This is a genomic window from Pseudomonas sp. MF7453, assembly GCF_016405455.1.
Taxonomy (GTDB): Bacteria; Pseudomonadota; Gammaproteobacteria; order Pseudomonadales; family Pseudomonadaceae; genus Aquipseudomonas; species Aquipseudomonas paralactis.
Genome location: NZ_JAEKCN010000002.1, coordinates 313,343 through 334,789, shown reverse-complemented (window position 1 = coordinate 334,789; position 21,447 = coordinate 313,343). Strand labels below are relative to the sequence as shown.

The following is a 21,447-nucleotide window of genomic DNA, read 5'->3' as shown; positions in this document are numbered from 1 at the left end:
ATGCGTATACCCAAAGGAGCCGGCGTGAGGCACATCAGATAGCAAAACGCCCCTGGTCATCACTGACCAGGGGCGTCTGTTACCGCAGCCGCTTACTCCATTGCCGAGACAAAACTGCTGATGAACTCGGCGTTGTCCACGATCCGGTGGTGTGTCGTGTCGATCACCACCGAGCGCTGGATGCCTGACTCGCCAATCACTTCGCGCATGCCGGTCTCAATCAGCGCCTGGTGAATACCGCCTTCGCTCAGGGCGGCCCACCAGCAATTGACCGGAGCCTTGATCGCACGGTAGTCGGCGTCTTGCAGGCGCTCGTCCAGCACCTGCTTGAGCGCCCAGGAACGCTCCGTCTCGCCGCCGCCTTGCAACTCATCCTTGAGTATGCGGAAGCTGTCGCCCAGGGTCAGTTCGGCCCACTCGGACACACGTTGCCACTGCTCGTCCTGCTCGCCGGCAGCCATCTGCCAGACGTTCTGGATCTGCTCGGCATACGCCGGGAACATCACAGCCAACAATTGCACGCGGCGCTCGGAGGCGGAAATCGCTCGCTCGGCCACCCCAGCGCCCTCCTGCCAGAATGCAGTAAAGCGTGCAGGCGGCGGCGCGTCGATCCAGCCCAGCAATTCCACGGTCCGGCCAGCTTGCTCCAGGCGGTACGCCACCTCCATCGCCAGGTTGCCGCCCAGTGACCAGCCGCCCAGACGGAAGGCGCCGTGGGGCTGGGCCAGCAACAGCTGTTGGGTGTAGTCCTCGACCATCTGCGCCCAGGTCGGCACCTCAACGCCCTCTTCCACCAGGGTCCGACAAATCACACCCAACACCGGACGCTGCTCACGCAATGCCAGGGCGATAGCCTTGTAACAATGCACCGAGCCAAAGCTTGGGTGAAACAGGTACAGCGGCGTGCCCTGGGTCTGGCTGTTGAGCCTGACGATCAACGAGCCACCGACATCCCCCTCGATACAGCGCGCCTGGCCTGCGATCGTCGGGTGCAGCATCAGCTGATTGACGGCGAGCATGGCACCGCAGGCCTTTTGGATGCGGTCCTTGAGCAACAACACCAGCAACGAGTGGCCGCCCAGTTCGAAGAAGTTGTCGTGCAACCCCACACGCTCCACCTCCAGCACCTGCGCCCACACCGCGGCAAGCTGATGCTCCAGTCCGGTCTGTGGCGCAACGTAATCGCGGCCGCTCACTTGCGGTTTGGGCAGGGCCTTGCGATCCAGCTTGCCGTTGGGGCTCAGGGGCATGTGTTCCAGCAATACCCACTGCGCCGGGACCATATAGTCCGGCACGTGACTGGCCAGATAGGCGCTCAACCGCTCGCGCCAATCGTCGCCGGCCTGTTGCAGCACCAGGTAACCCACCAGATGCTTGCCATCGACTGCCAGCACGGTGGCCTCACGCACAATCGGGAGTTCAAGCAGACGTGCTTCGATTTCTCCCAGCTCGATACGCAAACCGCGCAGCTTGACCTGATGATCGAGACGGCCCAGGTATTCAATAATGCCATTTGCACGCTGGCGCACGCGATCACCAGTGCGATACAGGCGCGCGCCGTTGTGGAACGGACAAGGAACGAAACGTTCGGCGGTCAGCGCCGGACGGCGGTGATAACTGCGTGCCAGGCCCGCGCCGCCGAGGTACAGCTCCCCGGCGGCGCCGGCCGGCACGGGTGCCAATTCAGCGTCCAACACATAAGTGCGCAGGTTGGCGATGGGCTCACCAATCGGCACCGTGTCGCGACCTTCGTCGCGGCAGGTCCAGTGGGTCACGTCGATGGCTGCTTCGGTCGGGCCATACAGGTTGTACAGGTCGGCCTGCGGCAATTTGGCGAAGACTTGCTGCTGGGCATCCACGGGCAGCGCCTCGCCGCTGCACACAATGCGCTGCAGGCTGTGACAGCTGGCAACCGCCGAATCCTGAAGGAACGCTTGCAACATCGAGGGCACGAAGTGCAACGTGGTGATGCGCTGCGCATTGATCAGCGTGACCAGCTTTTGCGGATCGCGGTGATCCCCCGGCGCGGCGACGACAAGCCGCGAGCCGGTCATCAGTGGCCAGAAGAACTCCCACACCGACACGTCGAAACTGAACGGCGTTTTTTGCAGCACGCTGTCGCGGGCATTCAGACCATAGGCTTCCTGCATCCAGCACAGCCGGTTGGTCAGTGACGAATGACGGTTTCCGGCGCCTTTGGGCTGACCGGTGGAACCGGAGGTGTAGATCACGTAGGCGAGGTTTTCGCCGTACAAAACGATGCCCGGGTTTTCCTCGCTATAGCGTTCGAACACAGATCCGCCCAGCACCAGGGTCTCCAAACCGGTTGGAATCGGTAACTGTTCAAGCAAATGCGCCTGGGTCAGCAACAGTTTCACACCGCTGTCTTCCAGCATATAAGCCAGCCGCTCGCGCGGGTATTCAGGGTCCAGCGGCACATAAGCACCGCCAGCCTTGAGTACTGCCAACAAGCCGATGACCATTTCGATGGAGCGCTCAACCGCCAGCCCCACCAGCACATCCGGGCCCACACCGGCTTCCATCAAGCGATGGGCGAGTCGGTTGGCGCGCTGGTTCAACTCGGCGTAGTCCAGGCACTGTTGACCAAACACCAGTGCAGGTGCATCCGGTGTGCGGACGACCTGTTCTTCGATCAACTGATGCACGCAACGTTGCAACGGGTATTCTCGCGCGGTGGAATTCCAATCGTGGACGGCTGCTTGCTGCTCCTGAGGGTCGAGCAACGGTAACTGGCCGATACGCTGCTGGGCATCACGGGCCATGCCATTGAGCAGGTTCAGCCAATGGGCCGCCATGCGCGCCAATGTGGCGAGCTCGAACAGGTCCGTGGCGTAAGTCAGCGAGGCGGCAAGCCCTTCGGCGGACTCGTGGGTGTTGAGGCTCAGATCAAACTGGGCGGTATGATTGTCCCACTCCAGGCCACTGACGTGCAGGCCGGGTAATTGCTCACCTTCGTCGCGGCCACTGGTTTGGGTCTGATGATTGAACAGCACCTGGAACAATGGGTTGAAACTCAGGTTGCGCTCAGGCTGCAAGGCTTCCACCAACTGCTCGAAGGGCAAGTCCTGATGGGCCTGGGCGTCCAGCGCACGCTGTTTGACCTGGGCGAGCAACTGAGCAACCGTCTGTTGGCCATCGATATCGGCCTTGAGCACCTGGGTGTTGACAAAAAAGCCGATCAGCCGTTCAGTTTCCACGCGGTTGCGGTTGGCCACGGGCACGCCCACGCGGATATCCGACTGACCGCTGTAACGATGCAACAGGGTCTGGAACGACGCCAGCAGTAACATGAACAAGGTCACGTCCTCGCGCTGGGCAAGCGCGCGCAGCGCCGTCACCAGCGCAGGCGGCACTTGGATGTCCAGGCTCGCGCCGCGATGGCTTTGCTGACTCGGGCGGGCGTGATCCAGCGGCAGCTCCAGTACCGGTTGTTCACCGCCCAGAAGGCCGCACCAGTACTCCAGCTGGCGGGCTTTCTCGCCCGCCTCCATCCACTGGCGCTGCCACACGGCATAGTCAGCATACTGGATCGGCAACGCCGGCAATTGCGGCGCCTGGCCCAGGCTGAAGGCGGCGTACAGCCGCACCAACTCATCGACCATGACCTGCATCGACCAGCCATCGGAAACGATGTGATGCAGCACCAGCACCAGCACATGATCGTCTTCGGCCACACGCAGAAGGCTCGCCCGCATCAGCGGCCCCTGAGTCAGGTCGAAAGGCTGCGCGATCTGCGACTCCACTTCGGTACGGATCGCTGATGCGCCGATGTCGACCCGGGCGACCTCGACGCTGGCCTGCACGGCGATCACCTGCACAACACGCTCACCGTCCTGCTGAAGGTAAGTTCGCAGGCTTTCGTGACGCGCTACCAGGGTGTCAAAACTGCGCTGCAGTGCCGGCAGGTCAAGGCGCCCTTTCAGGCGCAGAGCGCTCGGCACATGATAGGCCGCGCTGTGCGGGTCCAGTTGCCAGAGGAACCATTGGCGCTCCTGGGCATAGGACAGCGGCAAGGGCTGATCGCGCCCGACCGCAACCAACGCCGGTGCCAGTGGCCTGCCTCTGTCGGTCGAAAGCGCGGCGACAAACCCTTGCAGTCGCGGCTGTTCGAACAAATTTCGCAGCGCCACTTCCCGGCCCAACAGGTTGCGCAGGCGTGAGATGACCTGCATCGCCAGCAGCGAGTGGCCGCCCATCTCAAAGAAGTGATCGGTCAACCCGACCCGCTCGGCGCCAAGGATATCGGCCCATACCGCTGCAACCTGTTGCTCCAGTTTAGTCACTGGGGCAACCCAGGCCTGCTGCGATTGGCTGGCGTCGGGTTTTGGCAATGCGTGGCGATCCATCTTGCCGTTGGGGTTCAGCGGCATGCGGTCGAGGAAGATCAGGTGCGCCGGCACCATGTAATCCGGCAGTTGTTCACGCAGGACATTTTTGAGTGCTTCACCGTCTTGCTGCTCGGTGACCACATAAGCGACCAGTTGATTATCGGCGGCCAACACCAGCGTTTCACGTACGCCGTCCTGGGCCAGCAGCAATGCTTCGATTTCCCCCAATTCAATGCGAAAACCGCGGATTTTCACTTGATGATCCACGCGGCCGACGCACTCGATCACGCCGTCGGCGCGGTAACGCGCCAGATCGCCGGTGCGATACAGACGCCCGCTGGTTTCACCAAACGGGTCCGGCACAAAACGCTCGGCGGTGAGCAATGCGCGGTTCAGGTAAGCGCGCGCAAGACCGCAGTGGCTGCCAATATACAACTCGCCCACGGCGCCCAGCGGCGCCAGGTTCAAGTCGCGGTCCAGCACATACAGGGCACGGCCCGGCAGCGAGCGGCCAATCGGGCTGGCAGTGGCACCGATGGTTTCAGTTCCAGACGTGCAATCCAGCACGCTCGACACCACCGTGGCTTCGGTCGGGCCGTAAGTGTTGAGCAAACGCACACGACCGAGACCGACTTTCAACCATTGTGCCGGGCCATCTAGCGGCATGGCTTCGCCGCCAATATGAATTTGACGCAATGCACCATAAGAGCGAGGGCCTGCGGCCAGGCAGTCAAGCAAAAACAGATTCCAGTAGGCGGTTGGCAAGTCGGCCAGGGTGATGCCCTGGGCAATAATTTCGTCGTATAGCCGCGCGCTGTCCCACAGTTCGGGGCCACGTAGCACAACCCTGGCGCCATGGGTCAGCGCCGGGTACAGCTGCTCGACGAAACCATCGAAATTCAGCGTGGCGAATTGCAGTACGCAATCATCCGGAGTGAGTCGCGAGTAACCTGCCGCAATACTCGAGAATTCGGTGAGTGCTGCGTGGTTGATTGCCACGCCTTTGGGCTTGCCGGTGGAACCGGAGGTGTAGATCACATAGGCGAGGTTTTGCGGATCGACCGTTACCTGCGGATTGGTCTGCGCGTATGGGGCCAGATCCGCGTCACTCAGGTCCAGCGTCGCCATACTTTCGGGTAACGGCATGTCGATAAGTGACTGGGTCAGCACCAGCCGCACGCCGCTGTCTTCGAGCATATGCAACAGGCGATCGCGTGGGTATTGCGGGTCCAGCGGCACATAGGCGCCGCCTGCCTTGAGCACGGCCAGCAGGCTGACCACCATCTCAAGCGAGCGCTCCACCGCGACGCCCACCAGCACTTCCGGGCCGACACCCCGGGCGATCAGCGCATGGGCCAAACGGTTGGCCTGAAGATTCAACTCGCCATAACGCATGGACCGCGCACCCAGGCACAGCGCCACCGCATCCGGGCGCCGTTGAGCCTGATGCTCGAACAGGTGCTGCACGCCCTGTTGAATCGCACATGCAGGGGCGGCGCTGTTCCATTCCTGCAGTAAGTGCAACTGCTCCTGGTGATTGAGCAGCGCCAGTTCGCCGATAGGCTGCACGGCATCCCGCGCCACATCTTCCAGCAGGTTCTGCCAATGCTGCGCCAGACGCGCAATGGTGGCGGCCTCAAACAGATCGGTGGCATAGGTCAGCGACGCCCAAAGACCGTCACTCGACTCCTGGGTATCCAGGCTCAAGTCGAAATGCGCGGTATGGCTGTCCCACGCCAGCCCTTCCACCCGTAAGCCGGGCAGTTGTTCGCCACGCGGTACACGTGCCTCGGACTGGTGGTTGAACATCACCTGGAACAGCGGATTGTGGCTGAGGCTGCGTTCAGGCTGCAGCGCTTCCACCAGTTGCTCGAACGGCAAATCCTGATTGGCCTGGGCATCGAGGGCGCGACGCTTGACCTGCTGCAACAGCTGGGCAAAGGTCATCTGCCCGTCGATATCAACTTTGAGTACCTGGGTGTTGACGAAGAAACCGATCAGCCGCTCGATTTCTGCACGATTGCGGTTGGCAATCGGCACGCCGACGCGGATATCCGACTGGCCGCTGTAGCGATGCAGCAAGGTCTGGAACGACGCCAGCAACAGCATGAACAACGTCACGCCCTCGCGCTGTGCCAACGCTTTGAGGCCCGTAACAAGACCGCTATCCAAACCGACTTCCAGCAAAGCACCCCGGTAGCTCTGCACCGCCGGGCGCGGATGATCCAGCGGCAACTCCAGCACCGGCTGTTCGCCGCCCAACAGTTCACGCCAGTAGTCCAATTGGCGCTGCTGCTCACCGGCGTCCATCCAACCACGCTGCCACGCCGCGTAATCGGCGTATTGCAGCGCGATCGTCGGTAGTTGCGCCGGCCTGCTTTGGCTGAACCCCGCGTACAGTTGCACCAGCTCATCGACCATAACTTGCATCGACCAGCCATCGGACACGATATGATGCTGGACCAGTACCAGCACATGTTCCTGCTCACTCAGTTGCAGCAACGTCACCCGCAGCAACGGGCCCTGGCGCAAGTTGAAAGGCCGGGCGATTTCCGCTTCAACCCGCGCCTGTACCTGTTGTGCAGACGCATCTTCCAACCGGGCAAAATCCAGCTGCAATGTGGCGATTGGCAGGATGTGCTGCAGCGTGCGCTCACCGTCCGTGACAAACACAGTGCGCAACGCTTCATGGCGCGCGAGCAAAGCGTCAAAACTGCGCTGCAGGGCCGGGCGATCCAGCTGCCCGCTCAGGCGCAACGCATTGGGCACATGGTAGGCCGCGCTCTCGGGTTCCAATTGCCAGAGGAACCACTGACGTTCCTGGGCATAGGACAACACCAGCGGTCGGGCACGGGAGACTGCCACCATCGACGGTACCAGCATGGTGTTATCCAGCGCTTGCAATGCCGTTACAAAGCCTTCCAGCTGCGGCTGTTCGAATAGTGTGCGCAGGGCGACTTCCCGCGCTAGTAAATGACGCAGTCGGGAAATGACCTGCATGGCCAGCAGTGAATGCCCACCCAGTTCAAAGAAGTGATCGGTGAGGCCGATCCGCTGGACACCGAGGACGTCGGCCCAGATGGCCGCTACCTGCTGCTGCAAAGAGGTAACCGGCTCGACAAATACACCTTGGGACTGGGTCACGTCCGGCTGCGGCAAGCCTTTTCGGTCGAGCTTGCCGTTGGGGGTCAGCGGCATCTGGGCAAGAAGCATGAAATGCGCCGGCACCATGTAGTCCGGCAGGCAGGTTTTCAGGGCGCGGCGCAGGCTGTCGCGGAACTCGGCCTGATCGACCAGGTTGGCATCTGCCGGAACCACATAGGCCACCAGTTGTTTGCCAGTCGGGCCGTCCTGGGCGACTACGACGGTTTCACCGACGTTGTCCTGTTCACGCAAGCGCGCTTCGATTTCGCCCAATTCGATCCGGAAACCACGGATTTTCACCTGATGGTCTACACGACCGAGGTAGTCCACCACCCCATCCGGGCGGCCACGGGTCAAGTCGCCGCTGCGATACACGCGGCTACCCGGTTTGCCGAACGGGTCCGGTACGAAACGCTCGGCGGTCAGTGCCGGGCGCTCAAGATACCCACGGGCCACGCCTTCACCGCCCAGGTACAGCTCACCTGCTACGCCGATCGGTTGCAGGTTGAGTTGCGAGTCCAGCACGTAGCCACTGCGGTTGCCCAACAGCGTGCCAATCGGTGCGTAGACGGCGCCGCACGGGTTGTCCTTGCGCGCCTTCCACAGCAGTGGCGTGACCACAGTTTCGGTCGGGCCGTAGCCGTTGAACAGGTAGGTCGGCTTGAGTGCGCGCCAGGCCAGGTCATAGCTGGCCTGGGCGACGGCGTCACCGCCGAAGCAGTACACACGAACCTTCGGCGGGTTGCCGTCACGCTCGGCATGTTCGGCCAGCTGTTGCAGGTACACCGGCGGGAACACCGCCATGGTTACGTTGTGACGGTGCATCTGCTCGTAGGTGTATTCCGGCAGCCACAGGCTGTCGTCACGAATCAGCACGCTGGCGCCGTTGATCAACGGGTGCATCCAGCCTTCGTGGGAGCCGTCGAAAGCGAACGACATGAAATGCAGTTCGCAGTCGGCTGGCGAGGTTTCATAGCGCTCGCCGGTGGCGATGATATGGGCCACCAACGGGCCGTGGGATACCGCCACGCCTTTGGGCATGCCGGTGGAGCCGGAGGTGTAGATCACGTAGGCCAGGTTGTCGCCGTCCAGCTTCACCTGAGGGGCAGTGTCGCTGAATCCTGACCATTGCTCGGTGCGATCAATCGCCAGGCTATCGAGGCCGTCCGGGATCGGCAGTTGCTGCAAAGCGCTGGTGTGGGTCAGCAGCAACTGCGCGCGGCTGTCCTGCATCATGTACAGCAGGCGATCACGTGGGTATTCGATGTCCAGCGGCACGTAGACGCCACCGGCTTTCATCACCGCCAGGAACGCCACCATGCTCTCGGCACTGCGCGGCATGGCGATCGCAACGCGCACTTCCGGGCCGATGCCACGGGCGATTAGCGCATGGGCCAGACGGTTGGCCTGGCGGTCCAGCTCGCCATAGATCAGGGTTTGTGCGTCGAATTTCACCGCCACCGCGTGCGGATTTTCCCGGGCGCGGTCGGCCACCAACTCGTGAACAAAGCGCTCGGCCGAGAAGCCGGCATCGGTCTGGTTCCACAGCTGCAGGATATGTTGTTGCTCAACCTGGCCCAGCAGACTCAATTGGCTGATAGGTTGCCGTTGGTCGGTAACCATTGCCTGCAACAGGTTCTGCCAGTGGCCGGCCATGCGCTCGATGGTAGAAACCTCGAACAGATCGGTGGCATACCCCAGTGACGCCCAGAGCCCGTCCGCTCCCTCCTGAACATCCAGGTCCAGATCGAAATGTGCGGTACGCCGGTCCCACACCAGTCCTTCGATGCGCAAATGGGCCAGTGACTGTGGCCCTTCACCTGGACGCCCTTCGGCCTGGTGATTGAACATCACCTGGAACAATGGGTTGAGGCTCAGGCTACGCTCGGGCTGCAAGGCTTCTACCAGTTGTTCGAAGGGCAGCTCCTGGTACGATTGGGCATCCAGCGCACGCTGTTTAACCTGGGCCAGCAACTGGGCAACGGTAGTTTGCTCGTCGATCTCGGCCTTGAGCACCTGGGTGTTGATGAAAAAGCCGATCAGCCGTTCGGTCTCGACACGATTGCGGTTAGCGATCGGCACACCGACGCGAATATCCTGCTGGCCGCTGTAGCGGTGCAACAAAATCTGGAACGACGCCAACAGCAACATGAACAGGGTCACGCCCTGTGCCTGGGCCAAGGCCTTGAGTTCGGCAGCCAGGGCGGTTGGCAGCGGCACATCAAGCCGCGCACCGCGATGGCTCTGTTGCGCCGGACGCTGATGATCGAACGGAAGTTCCAACACCGGCTGCTCACCGCCGAGCAGGTCACGCCAGTAATCCAGCTGTCGGGCCTTTTCGCCGGCCTCCATCCAAGCACGCTGCCACACGGCATAGTCGGCATACTGGATCGGCATATCCGGCAGTTGCGGCGCCTGGCCTTGGCTGAACGCGGCATACAACTTCACCAGTTCTTCGACCATCACCTGCATCGACCAACCATCGGACACGATGTGATGCTGCACCAGCACCAGCACATGATCATCCTCGGCCAGGCGCAGCAAGGTCACGCGCAGCAACGGCCCTTGCTGCAAATCAAATGGACGGGCGATCTCGGCTTCGACCTGCTCCTGCAAATCAGCCTCTGCGACCTGGTCCAGCCTGATCGGCAAAGCAGCGTCAGGCCGAATCACCTGCAGCGCTCCGTTCGGTTGTTCCTGCACACAGGTGCGCAGGCTTTCGTGACGGGCCACCAAGGCATCGAAACTGCGTTGCAGTGCCGAAATATCCAAAGCGCCCTTGAGGCGCAAGGCACTGGGGATATGGTACGCGGCACTGGAAGGGTCCAGTTGCCAGAGAAACCACTGGCGCTCCTGCGCGTAAGAGAGGGGTAGCAGTTGTTCGCGACCGACCGCGAGCAACGGGGGGGCCTGCTCGCCCTCATGGGCCTCCAAGGCTTGCAGAGCGGTGGCGAAACCTTCCAGACGCGGTTGCTCAAAAACCAGTTTCAATGGAACTTCACGGCACAATACATGGCGCAGGCGCGAGACCACCTGCATTGCCAAAAGCGAGTGCCCGCCCATTTCAAAGAAGTGATCGGCCAGCCCTACCCGTTCAGCCCCAAGAATGTCTGCCCAGACGGCGGCGACCTGTTGCTCCAGCTCCGTGACCGGGGCAACCCACACCTGTTGTGAATGACTGGCATCCGGTTTCGGCAGTGCCTGCCGATCCAGCTTGCCATTCGGGTTCAGCGGCATGCGTTCAAGGAAAATCAGGTGCGCAGGCATCATGTAGTCCGGCAGCTGTTCACGCAGGATCGACTTAAGTGCATCGGGATCGTGCTGTTCGGCTACCAGATAAGCCACAAGCTGATTATCGACAGCCCGTACCAAGGTTTCACGCACGCCCGCCTGGGCCAGTAGCAGCGCTTCGATTTCCCCCAGTTCAATGCGAAAGCCGCGAATTTTCACCTGATGGTCAACCCGGCCGACGTACTCGATCACGCCGTCGGCGCGGTAGCGCGCAAGGTCTGCGGTGCGGTACAGGCGCTCGCCGGGTTCACCGAAAGGATCCGGTACAAAACGCTCGGCTGTCAGCACTGCGCGATTCAGATAGGCGCGCGCCAAGCCGCAGCTGCTGCCGATATACAGCTCGCCCACGGCGCCCAACGGCGCCAGGTTCAAGTCGCGGTCCAGCACATACAGGGCGCGGCCCGGCAGCGAGCGACCAATCGGGCTGGCAGTGGCGCCGATGGTTTCAGTACCGGAGGTGCAATCCAGCACGCTCGATACCACCGTGGCTTCGGTCGGACCGTAAGTGTTGAGCAAACGCACATGGCCAAGACCGGCTTTCAACCATTGCGCTGGGCCGTCTAGCGGCATGGCTTCGCCGCCAATATGAACTTGACGCAATGCACCGTAGGAGCGAGGGCCAGCGGCCAGGCAGTCAAGCAGAAACAGGTTCCAATAGGCGGTTGGCAAGTCGGCCAGGGTGATGCCCTGTGCAATAATTTCGTCGTATAGCCGCGCGCTGTCCCACAGTTCGGGGCCACGTAGTACAACTGTGGCGCCATGGGTCAGCGCCGGGTACAACTGCTCGACGAACCCATCGAAGTTCAGGGTAGCGAATTGAAGCACGCGGTCTTCGGCGGTCAACTGCGAGTAACCGGCGGCAATACTGGAGAATTCGGTCAGCGCCCCATGGTGGATAGCCACGCCCTTGGGCTTGCCAGTGGAACCCGAGGTGTAGATCACGTAGGCCAGGTTTTGCGCGGTAACGGCCACCTGCGGATCGTTTTCAGGGCACAGCGCCAGGCGTGCATCCGCCAGATCGACCGTCGCCATGCCTTCGGGCAATGGCATCGCCATATGGGCTTGGGTCAACACCAGGCGTACGCCGCTGTCTTCAAGCATATGCATCAGCCGCTCACGCGGGTATTGCGGGTCCAGCGGTACATAGGCGCCGCCGGCCTTGAGCACCGCCAACAGGCTGACCACCATATCGAACGAACGCTCGACTGCCACCCCCACCAGCACTTCCGGACCAATACCCTGGTCGATCAGGTGATGGGCCAAACGGTTGGCCTGACGGTTCAGCTCGGCATAGCTGATGGACTGATTGCCCAAGCACAGGGCAATCGTATCAGGCCGTTGCCGGACCTGGGCCTGGAACAAGCCGTGCACGCCCACGACGTCTTCAAACGCCGCAGCGCTGCGGTTCCAGTCTTGCAATAGCCTGCGTTGTTCGTCATCAATCAGCATCCCGAGCTGTGCAATACGATTGCCAACGCGCCCCACCACCGCCCGCAACAACATTTGCCAGTGCTCGGCCATACGCCGCACCGTCGCAGCCTCGAACAGGTCGGTCGCATAGCTCAGCGAGGCCCAGATCCCTTCCGGAGATTCCTGGGTATCCAGGCTCAGGTCGAACTGCGCACTCTGGCTGCCCAACTCCAGAGCCTCCACGCCCAGGCCTGGCAACTGCTGCTCGCCACGTGGCCCGCGGCCTTCGGTCTGGTGGTTGAACATCACCTGGAACAACGGGTTATGGCTCAGGCTACGCTCGGGCTGCAAGGCCTCCACCAACTGTTCGAACGGCAGGTCCTGATGACTTTGGGCCTCCAATGCACGTTGCTTGACCTGGGCCAGCAATTGACTGAAGGTCATCTGCCCGTCGATGTCTGCCTTGAGCACCTGGGTATTGACGAAAAAGCCGATCAGCCGCTCGGTTTCCGTACGATTGCGGTTGGCAATCGGCACACCAACACGGATATCCGACTGCCCGCTGTAGCGATACAACAAGGTCTGGAAGGACGCCAGCAACAACATGAACAGCGTCACGCCTTCGCGCTGGGCCAACGTCTTGAGTCCGGCGACCAATGCCGCGTCCAGGCCCATATCGAGCCGGTCACCGCGATAGCTCTGCACGGCCGGGCGCGGGTGATCCAGCGGGAGTTCCAGCACCGGTTGCTCACCGCCCAACTGCTCGCACCAATAGCCCAGCTGACGCTCTTTTTCGCCGGCCTCCATCCAGCTGCGCTGCCACAAGGCATAGTCCGGGTATTGGATCGACAAATCCGGCAGGCGAAAATCATGGCCTTGGCTGTACGCGACGTACGATTGCACCAACTCGTCGACCATCACCTGCATCGACCAGCCATCGGAGACGATGTGGTGCAACACCAACACCAGCACGTGCTCATCGGCTGCCAATTGCAACAACTTGACCCGCAACAGCGGGCCTTGTAGCAGATCAAAGGGCTTGGCGATCTCTGCTTGCACCAGCCGTTCAAGCTGTGCGGCATCAGCGCTTTCAAAGGCGATTTCAAGCGACAACTCGGGCCTGACCACCTGCAGCACTTGGTCGACATCCTGCTGCAAGTAAGTACGCAGGCTATCGTGACGGGCGATAAGGCTATCGAAGCTGCGCTGCAAGGCCGCCCGGTCAAGGCGACCTTTCAAGCGCAAGGCGCGCGGCAGGTGGTAAGCCGGACTCTGCGGCTCCAACTGCCACAAGAACCACTGCCGCTCCTGAGCATAAGAGAGCCGAAGAGGCTCACCTTCCTGGCGTTTGAAAACCGGGGCGATCTCAAACAGGTTGATGCCTTGCTGTTTGAGCATAACCGCCAACGCTTTCTTTTGTTGCGCCGAAAGTGAACCTACCGACTCGATTAATGCTTGCACGCCACGCCCCTCAGGAAATCAATTTATCCAAATCTTCTGCTGATAGACGTTTGAGGGCCTCCAAGGATTTAGCCAATGCGTCCTGCACCGGCGAATTATTTGTCTGCTGGGCCGCCACATGGGCGCTGAAATCAGCCAGGGTCGGGGTGGTAAAGATCGATTTGATGTCGAATTCAGCGTGCAACTGCTCGCGCAGGCGCACCACCACCTGGGTGGCCAGCAGGGAATGCCCGCCCAGTTCAAAGAAGTTGTCGTGCATGCCCACCCGTTCAACGTCCAGCACCTCGGCCCAGATCGCAGCGATCTGCTGTTCAAGCTCGCTTTGCGGGGCGACGTATTCCCGGGCTTGCAGGTTGGCGTCGACCTTCGGCAGGGCTTTGCGGTCCAGTTTGCCGTTGGGGCTCAGCGGCATTTGGTCCAGCAGCATCCACTGCGCCGGGACCATGTACTCCGGCAGATGCTGGGTCAGGTGGGCACTCAACACATCGCGCCAATCATCACCGGCGTTGTGCAGCACCAGGTAACCCACCAGGTATTTGCCCTCGACCGCCAGCACGGCGGCCTCGCGGACCCATTGGTGCTCCAGCAGGCGCGCTTCGATTTCACCCAGCTCGATACGCAGGCCGCGCAGCTTGACCTGGTGGTCGATGCGCCCGGCGTATTCAATCACGCCGTTTTCGCGGTAGCGCGCCAGGTCACCGGTGCGGTAAAGGCGCTCGCCTTTGACAAACGGGTGCGCGATAAAACGCTCGGCCGTCAGGGAGGGACGGCGGTGATAACCACGGGCCAGGCCAACGCCGCCCAGGTACAGCTCGCCCAGCACACCGACCGGCACCGGTTCGAAGTTGCCGTCGAGGATGTAGCACCCAAGGTTGGCAATCGGGCGACCGATCGGCACGGCATCGCGGCCTTCGTCGATGCAGGTCCAGTGGGTCACGTCGATGGCGGCTTCGGTCGGGCCATAGAGGTTGTAGAGCCCGGCCCGCGGCAGCTTGGCGAAGACCTGCTGCTGAGCGTCCACCGGTAGGGCTTCACCACTGCAAACAATGTGTTGCAGGCTTTGGCAGCTCGATGCCGCCGGGTCCTGCAGGAACGCCTGCAACATCGAGGGCACAAAGTGCAGCGTGGTGACCTGCTGCTGATTGATCAGGTTGATCAATTTGGCCGGATCACGGTGATCACCCGGTGCGGCGACCACCAGGCGCGAACCAGTCATCAGCGGCCAGAAGAACTCCCACACCGACACGTCGAAGCTGAACGGCGTTTTCTGCAGCACGGTGTCGCTGGGGTCCAGGCCATAGGCTTCCTGCATCCATTGCAGGCGGTTCAGCAACGCCGAATGACGGTTGCCTGCGCCTTTGGGTTGGCCCGTGGAACCAGAGGTGTAGATCACGTAGGCAAGGTTTTCGCCGTCCAGCGCGATGCCAGGGTTGGTATCGCTGTAGGCTTCAAAGGCCGACTCGCCCAGCACCAGGCAGTCCAGGCCATCCGGGATCGGCAACTGTTCAAGCAAATGCGCCTGGGTCAGCAGCAGTTTCACGCCACTGTCGTCGAGCATGTAGGCCAGGCGCTCACGCGGGTATTCCGGGTCCAGCGGCACGTAGGCACCACCGGCCTTGAGCACCGCCAGCAGACCCACGACCATCTCGACAGAGCGCTCCACCGCCAGCCCCACCAACACATCCGGGCCCACGCCGGCCTCGATCAGGCGATGGGCCAGGCGGTTGGCACGACGGTTCAGCTCGGCATAGCTCAAGCGCTGCTCGGCAAATACCAGCGCCGCAGCGTCTGGCGTGCGCGCCACCTGTTCTTCAATCAGGTGATGCACGCAGTGTTGCAACGGGTAGTCCCGCGCTGTGGCGTTCCAATCGTGGATCACCTGTTGACGCTCAGCCGCATCGAGCATCGCCAGGTCGCCCAAACGCTGCTGGCCACCCTCAAGCATGGCGTGCAGCAGGTTGGCCAGATGGCGACCATAGGTGTGCACTGTGCCTGCACCGAAGTGTGCACGCGCAAAGCTGAACTGCACCGACAGCGTGTCACCGACGTCCACCAGCACGGTCAACGGGAAGCTGGTTTGCTCACGGGAGTCCGGCAGACCAAAACGGATACCGCTGCCACCACTCTGCTCCAGGGCCTTGGACACCGGGTAGTTCTCGAACACCAGGATGTTGTCGAACAAGGCTTCACCGCCCTGTCCGGCCCAGCGCTGGATATCGTACAGCCCGGTGTGTTCATGCTCGCGCAAGGCCAGGTTCTGCGCCTGCACCGCCTGCAACCAGTCGGCTACGCTTTGCTGGCCATCCACTGCGCAGATCACCGGCAGGGTATTGATAAACAGGCCGATCTGCTGCTCTACACCCACAAGATCCGCAGGGCGTCCAGCCACGGTGGCACCAAAAGACACCACCGGTTGCCCGCTATGGCGCTGCAACAGCACCAGCCACGCCGCCTGGATCAGGGTATTGAGCGTGACCTTGTTGCTGCGTGCGAAGGCCTCGAGGCGTTCGGTCAGCAGGCGATCCAGGCTCAATTGATGTTCGCCATGCCCGTCTGCCGTCATCGGCTGGCTGCTGCCCAGGCGAGTCGGTGACTGCAGTGCGCTCAACTGCTCGCGCCAAAAGGTTTCGGTCGCACCCGCATCACGCTGCTGCAACCAACCGATGTAGTCGCGATAACGCCCGGCCGCCTCCGGCACGGCCACGCCGGCGTAGCGCTGCAGCACTTCACCGAACAGCCGCGAATTGCTCCAGCCGTCCATCAGGATATGGTGGTGGGTGTAGATCAATTCATGGCGTTGCTCGTCGGTGCGCACCAGCACCATACGCACCAGGGGTGCCTTGGCCAGGTCAAAGCCCTGGCGACGCTGGGCTTCCTGCAGGTTTTGCAACGCCAGCTCACGCCCCGGCATCGCACGCCAATCGAGGTGTTCGATCGGCAACCGGGCCTCGCGATACACCACCTGGCAAGGCCATTCCAGCTGGCCTTCCCAGAAGAACCCACTGCGCAACACGTCATGGGCGCGCACGGTGGCATCCCAGGCCTGCTGGAATCGCGCCACATCCAGACCCTCGGCGGTCACGCGGATCTGGTTGATGTAGTCACCGGCCGACTGTTCGTACAGGGTGTGGAACAGCATGCCCTGCTGCATAGGCGACAAGGTGTAGATGTCTTCAATGGCATCGGCAGCCAGCGGCAAGGACTCCAGTTGCTGTTGATTCAAGCCTGACAACGGGAAATCGGAAGCCGTCACGCCACGGTTGCCGGGGGTGCAGCAATGCTCGACCAACGCCGTGAGTTCGCGGGTAAACGCCTGGCTCAACGCGTCGATCTGCGACGCCTCGAACATCAACGGGCTGAAGGTCCAGCCCATATGCAGTTCACCGCCGAACACCTGGCCGTTGAGCGTCAACCAGTTGCTCAGCGGCGCCTCCGGGCTTTGCTCGGCACCCGCGTTTTCTGGCGCCGGCACGAACAAACCTTGCGGCTGATCAAAGCTACCGTCGAGCTGGCCCAGGTAGTTGAAGGTAATACGCGGTACCGGCAACTCACTGAACGCCTTTCGCGTGGCGTCGTCGCCAAGGTAGCGCAGTGCGCCAAAACCCAGGCCTTTGTCAGGCACGGAGCGCAGTTGTTCCTTGATCTGCTTGATCGAGCTGCCAAGGGATTCGGCTGGGGTCAGGCGCACCGGGAACAGGCTGGTGAACCAGCCAAGGGTGCGGGTCAGGTCGATGTCGTCGAACACGTCTTCGCGGCCATGGCCTTCCAGTTGGATCAGGCTCGAAGCCTGTCCGGTCCACTGGCAGATGACACGCGCCAGGGCGGTCAGCAACAGGTCGTTGATCTGGGTACGATAGGCAGTGGGCGCCTGTTGCAGCAATTGCCGGGTGTGTTCGGCGTCCAGTTGGCTGACCACGGTCTGCGCCATGCGAGCGGGACGTGCGCCGTGTGGATCCCGGCACGGCAGGTCGATCGGCACCCCCTGGAGTTGTTGCAACCAGAAGTGTTTTTCCGGCTCCACGACTTCGCTGCGGGCATGGGCCCGCAGGCGCTCGGCCCAGGCCTTGAACGAGGTGGTCTTGGCCGGCAACTGTTGCTGGCGATACAAGCTTTGCAGGTCTTCGAGGAACACCCGCCAGGACACGCCGTCTACCACCAGGTGGTGCATGACCAGCAACAGGCGCTGGGAACCGTCGGCCATCTCAGCAAGCACCGCACGCAGCAGTGGGCCTTGCTGCAGGTCGAGACTGCGTTGGGCGCGTTCGCACAGGATGTGCAGTTCGGCGGCGTCGTGCACGTGCGCCTGCCATAGCACGGTGGCAGCTTGCGCATCATGCCGTGCGGTCCAGGTCCCGGCCTGCCGGCTGAAGCTCAGGCGCAGCACATCGTGGTGTTGGGTGAGTGCTTGCAGCGCCGCTTCCAACGGCTCGGCCTCAAGGCGCTGGCGTGGCGTCAGCAGCAATGACTGGTTCCAGTGGTGACGGTCCGGCAGGTCCATCTCGAAGAACAATTGCTGGAACGGCAGCAACGGCGTCTCGCCTTGCACCGGGCCCTGGTCGATCACTTGAGCTGTCTGCAACTGCGCCACGCGGGCCAGGCTGCGCACCGTTTGGTGCTGGAACAATGCCTTGGCAGTGAAATGGATACCGGCGGCACGGGCGCGGCTGACCACTTGAATGGAGATGATCGAATCACCGCCACGCTCGAAGAAGTTGTCGTTCAAACCCACTTGCTCGACGCCCAGCACCTCGGCCCAAATTGCGGCGATCTGCTGCTCCAGCCCACTCTGCGGCGCTTCGTAGTGGTGGGTGGCCTCGGGCTTGGGCAGGGCCTTGCGGTCCAGTTTGCCGTTGGGGCTCAGGGGCATGTGTTCCAGCAGCATCCACTGGGCCGGGACCATGTACTCCGGCAGGTGTTGGCCCAGGTGAGCGCTCAACACATCGCGCCAGTCATCGCCAGCGTTGTGCAGCACCAGGTAACCCACCAGGTATTTGCCCTCGACCGCCAGCACGGCGGCCTCGCGGACCCATTGGTGCTCCAGCAGGCGCGCTTCGATTTCACCCAGCTCGATACGCAGGCCGCGCAGCTTGACCTGATGGTCGATGCGCCCGGCGTATTCAATCACGCCGTTTTCGCGGTAGCGCGCCAGGTCACCGGTGCGGTACAGGCGCTCGCCGTTGACAAACGGGTGCGCGATAAAACGCTCGGCCGTCAGGGAGGGACGGCGGTGATAACCACGGGCCAGGCCCACGCCGCCCAGGTACAGCTCGCCCAGCACACCGACCGGCACCGGTTCGAAGTTGCCGTCGAGGATGTAGCACCCAAGGTTGGCAATCGGGCGACCGATCGGCACGGCATCGCGGCCTTCGTCGATGCAGGTCCAGTGGGTCACGTCGATGGCGGCTTCGGTCGGGCCGTACAGGTTGTAGAGCCCGACTTGGGGCAGCTTCGCGAAGACCTGCTGCTGGGCGTCCACCGGCAGGGCCTCGCCACTGCAGACAATGCGTTGCAGGCTTTGGCAGCTCGATGCCGCCGGGTCCTGCAGGAACGCCTGCAACATCGAGGGCACAAAGTGCAGCGTGGTGACCTGCTGCTGATTGATCAGGTTGATCAATTTGGCCGGATCACGGTGATCACCCGGTGCGGCGACCACCAGGCGCGAACCAGTCATCAGCGGCCAGAAGAACTCCCACACCGACACGTCGAAGCTGAACGGCGTTTTCTGCAGCACGGTGTCGCTGGGGTCCAGGCCATAGGTTTCCTGCATCCATTGCAGGCGGTTCAGCAACGCCGAATGACGGTTGCCTGCGCCTTTGGGTTGGCCGGTGGAACCAGAGGTGTAGATCACGTAGGCAAGGTTTTCGCCGTCCAGCGCGATGCCAGGGTTGGTATCGCTGTAGGCTTCAAAGGCCGACTCGCCCAGCACCAGAGTTTTCAGACCTTGGGGAATCGGCAGCTGTTCACGCAGATGCGCCTGGGTCAGCAGCAGTTTCACGCCACTGTCGTCGAGCATGTAGGCCAGGCGCTCACGCGGGTATTCCGGGTCCAACGGCACATAAGCACCACCCGCCTTCAACACCGCCAGCAGGCACACGACCATTTCGACGGAGCGCTCTGCCGCCAGGCCCACCAGCACGTCCGGCCCCACGCCGGCCTCGATCAGGCGATGAGCCAAGCGGTTGGCGCGACGGTTCAGTTCGGCATAGCTCAGGGACAGTTCGTTGAAGCGCAAGGCCTGCGCATCCGGCTGTGCCTGCGCCTGAGCCTCGAACAGCTGGTGCACCCACTGCCCTTGCGGATAGCCGCGCTCGGTGGCGTTCCACTCAGAGAGAATCTGCTCGCGCTCATGGGCGTTGAGTGTCGCCAGCTCCTGCAAAGGCAACGCAGTATTCGCCACGGCGGCACGCAACAGGCTCAACCAGTGCTCGGCCATGCGCGCCACCGTGGCGGCATTGAACAGGTCGGTGGCATAGGTCAGGGAGGCCCAGATCGCGTCGCCGCTCTCTTGGGTATCCAGGCTCAGGTCGAACTGGGCGCTGTGGCTGTCCCATTCGAGGTTGGCCACGCGCAAGCCCGGCAGCGGATGTGCCGCTACTTGAGTGCTGGCCTGGTGATTGAACATCACCTGGAACAGTGGGTTGTGGCTCAGGCTACGTTCCGGTTGCAGCGCTTCCACCAGTTGCTCAAAGGGCAAGTCCTGATGGGCCTGGGCCTCCAGCGCACGGCGCTTGGTGTGTTGCAGCAACTGGGCGAAACTCATCTGGCCGTCGAGGTCGGCCTTGAGCACTTGGGTATTGACGAAGAAACCAATCAGCGACTCGGTCTCGACGCGGTTGCGGTTGGCAATCGGCACGCCGACGCGAATATCCGGCTGGCCGCTGTAGCGATAAAGAAAAGCCTGGAACGAGGCCAGCAGCAGCATGAACATCGTCACGCCTTCACGCTGGGCCAGGGCTTTCAACCCCGCAACCAATGCCGGCTCCAGCGCGATGTCCTGGCGCGCGCCGCGGAAGCTCTGTTGGGCCGGGCGCGGCTGGTCGAAGGGCAACTCCAGCACCGGCTGCGCGCCGCTGAGCAGTTCGCGCCAGTACGCCAATTGACGGGCCTTCTCCCCCGCTTCCATCCAGCTACGTTGCCACAGCGCATAGTCGGCGTACTGGATCGGCAGCGGCGCCAAGGCACAGTCCTGGCCCTGGCTGTAGGCGGCGTAGAGTTGCATCAGCTCCTGCACCATCACACCCATCGACCAACCATCGGAAACGATATGGTGCTGCACCAGCACCAGCACGTGTTCTTCTGCATTCACTGCGAGCAAGCTGACCCGCAACAACGGACCTTGCTGCAAGTCGAAGGGACGGGCGATTTCCGCTTCGACGCGGGCCTTGAGGTGTGCCTCATCGACGGCGCTTTCGGCGATCTCGATCACGCTGTGGGCCAGCACCTCTTGGGCACGCTCATCGGCGTCCAGATGCAGGCGCGTGCGCAGGCTTTCATGGCGTGCCACCAGGGTGTCGAAACTGCGTTGCAGGGCGGCCTTATCCAACTGGCCGCTCAGGCGCAGGGCGCCGGGGACGTGATAGGCATCGCTGTCCGGGTCCAACTGCCAGAGAAACCACTGGCGCTCCTGGGCGTAGGACAGCGGCAGCTTCTGGCCGTCCTCGCGGATCGAGGCAATCGGTAGCTGGGCGAAGCTCATGCCCCGGCTTTGCAGGCGCTGGTAAAACTGCTGGCGCTGTTCCAAAGGCAGGCGAAGAAAGCGCGAAACCAGATCGATATTAGGGTTGGAAAGCAT

At 62.2% G+C, this 21,447-nt stretch carries 2 protein-coding genes; both read right to left on the bottom strand.

Translation table 11 applies throughout. The features are described from left to right. Window positions 1-92: 92 nt before the first annotated feature. The gene (locus tag JFT63_RS04710) at window positions 93-13,655 is read right to left on the bottom strand and encodes a non-ribosomal peptide synthase/polyketide synthase (RefSeq protein ID WP_332875217.1); all 13,563 of its coding nucleotides are present in this window, start codon (window positions 13,653-13,655) and stop codon (window positions 93-95) included. A 10-nt stretch (window positions 13,656-13,665) separates the two neighbouring features. Next, window positions 13,666-21,447: a non-ribosomal peptide synthetase gene (locus JFT63_RS04715; RefSeq protein WP_198843574.1), complete on the bottom strand. Its 7,782-nt coding sequence runs from the start codon at window positions 21,445-21,447 to the stop codon at window positions 13,666-13,668.

Bases quoted from the DNA above. Each gene is read 5' to 3' on its own strand.
- JFT63_RS04715 (WP_198843574.1), bottom strand. From the start codon at position 21,447: ATGCTTTCCAACCCTAATATCGATCTGGTTTCGCGCTTTCTTCGCCTG.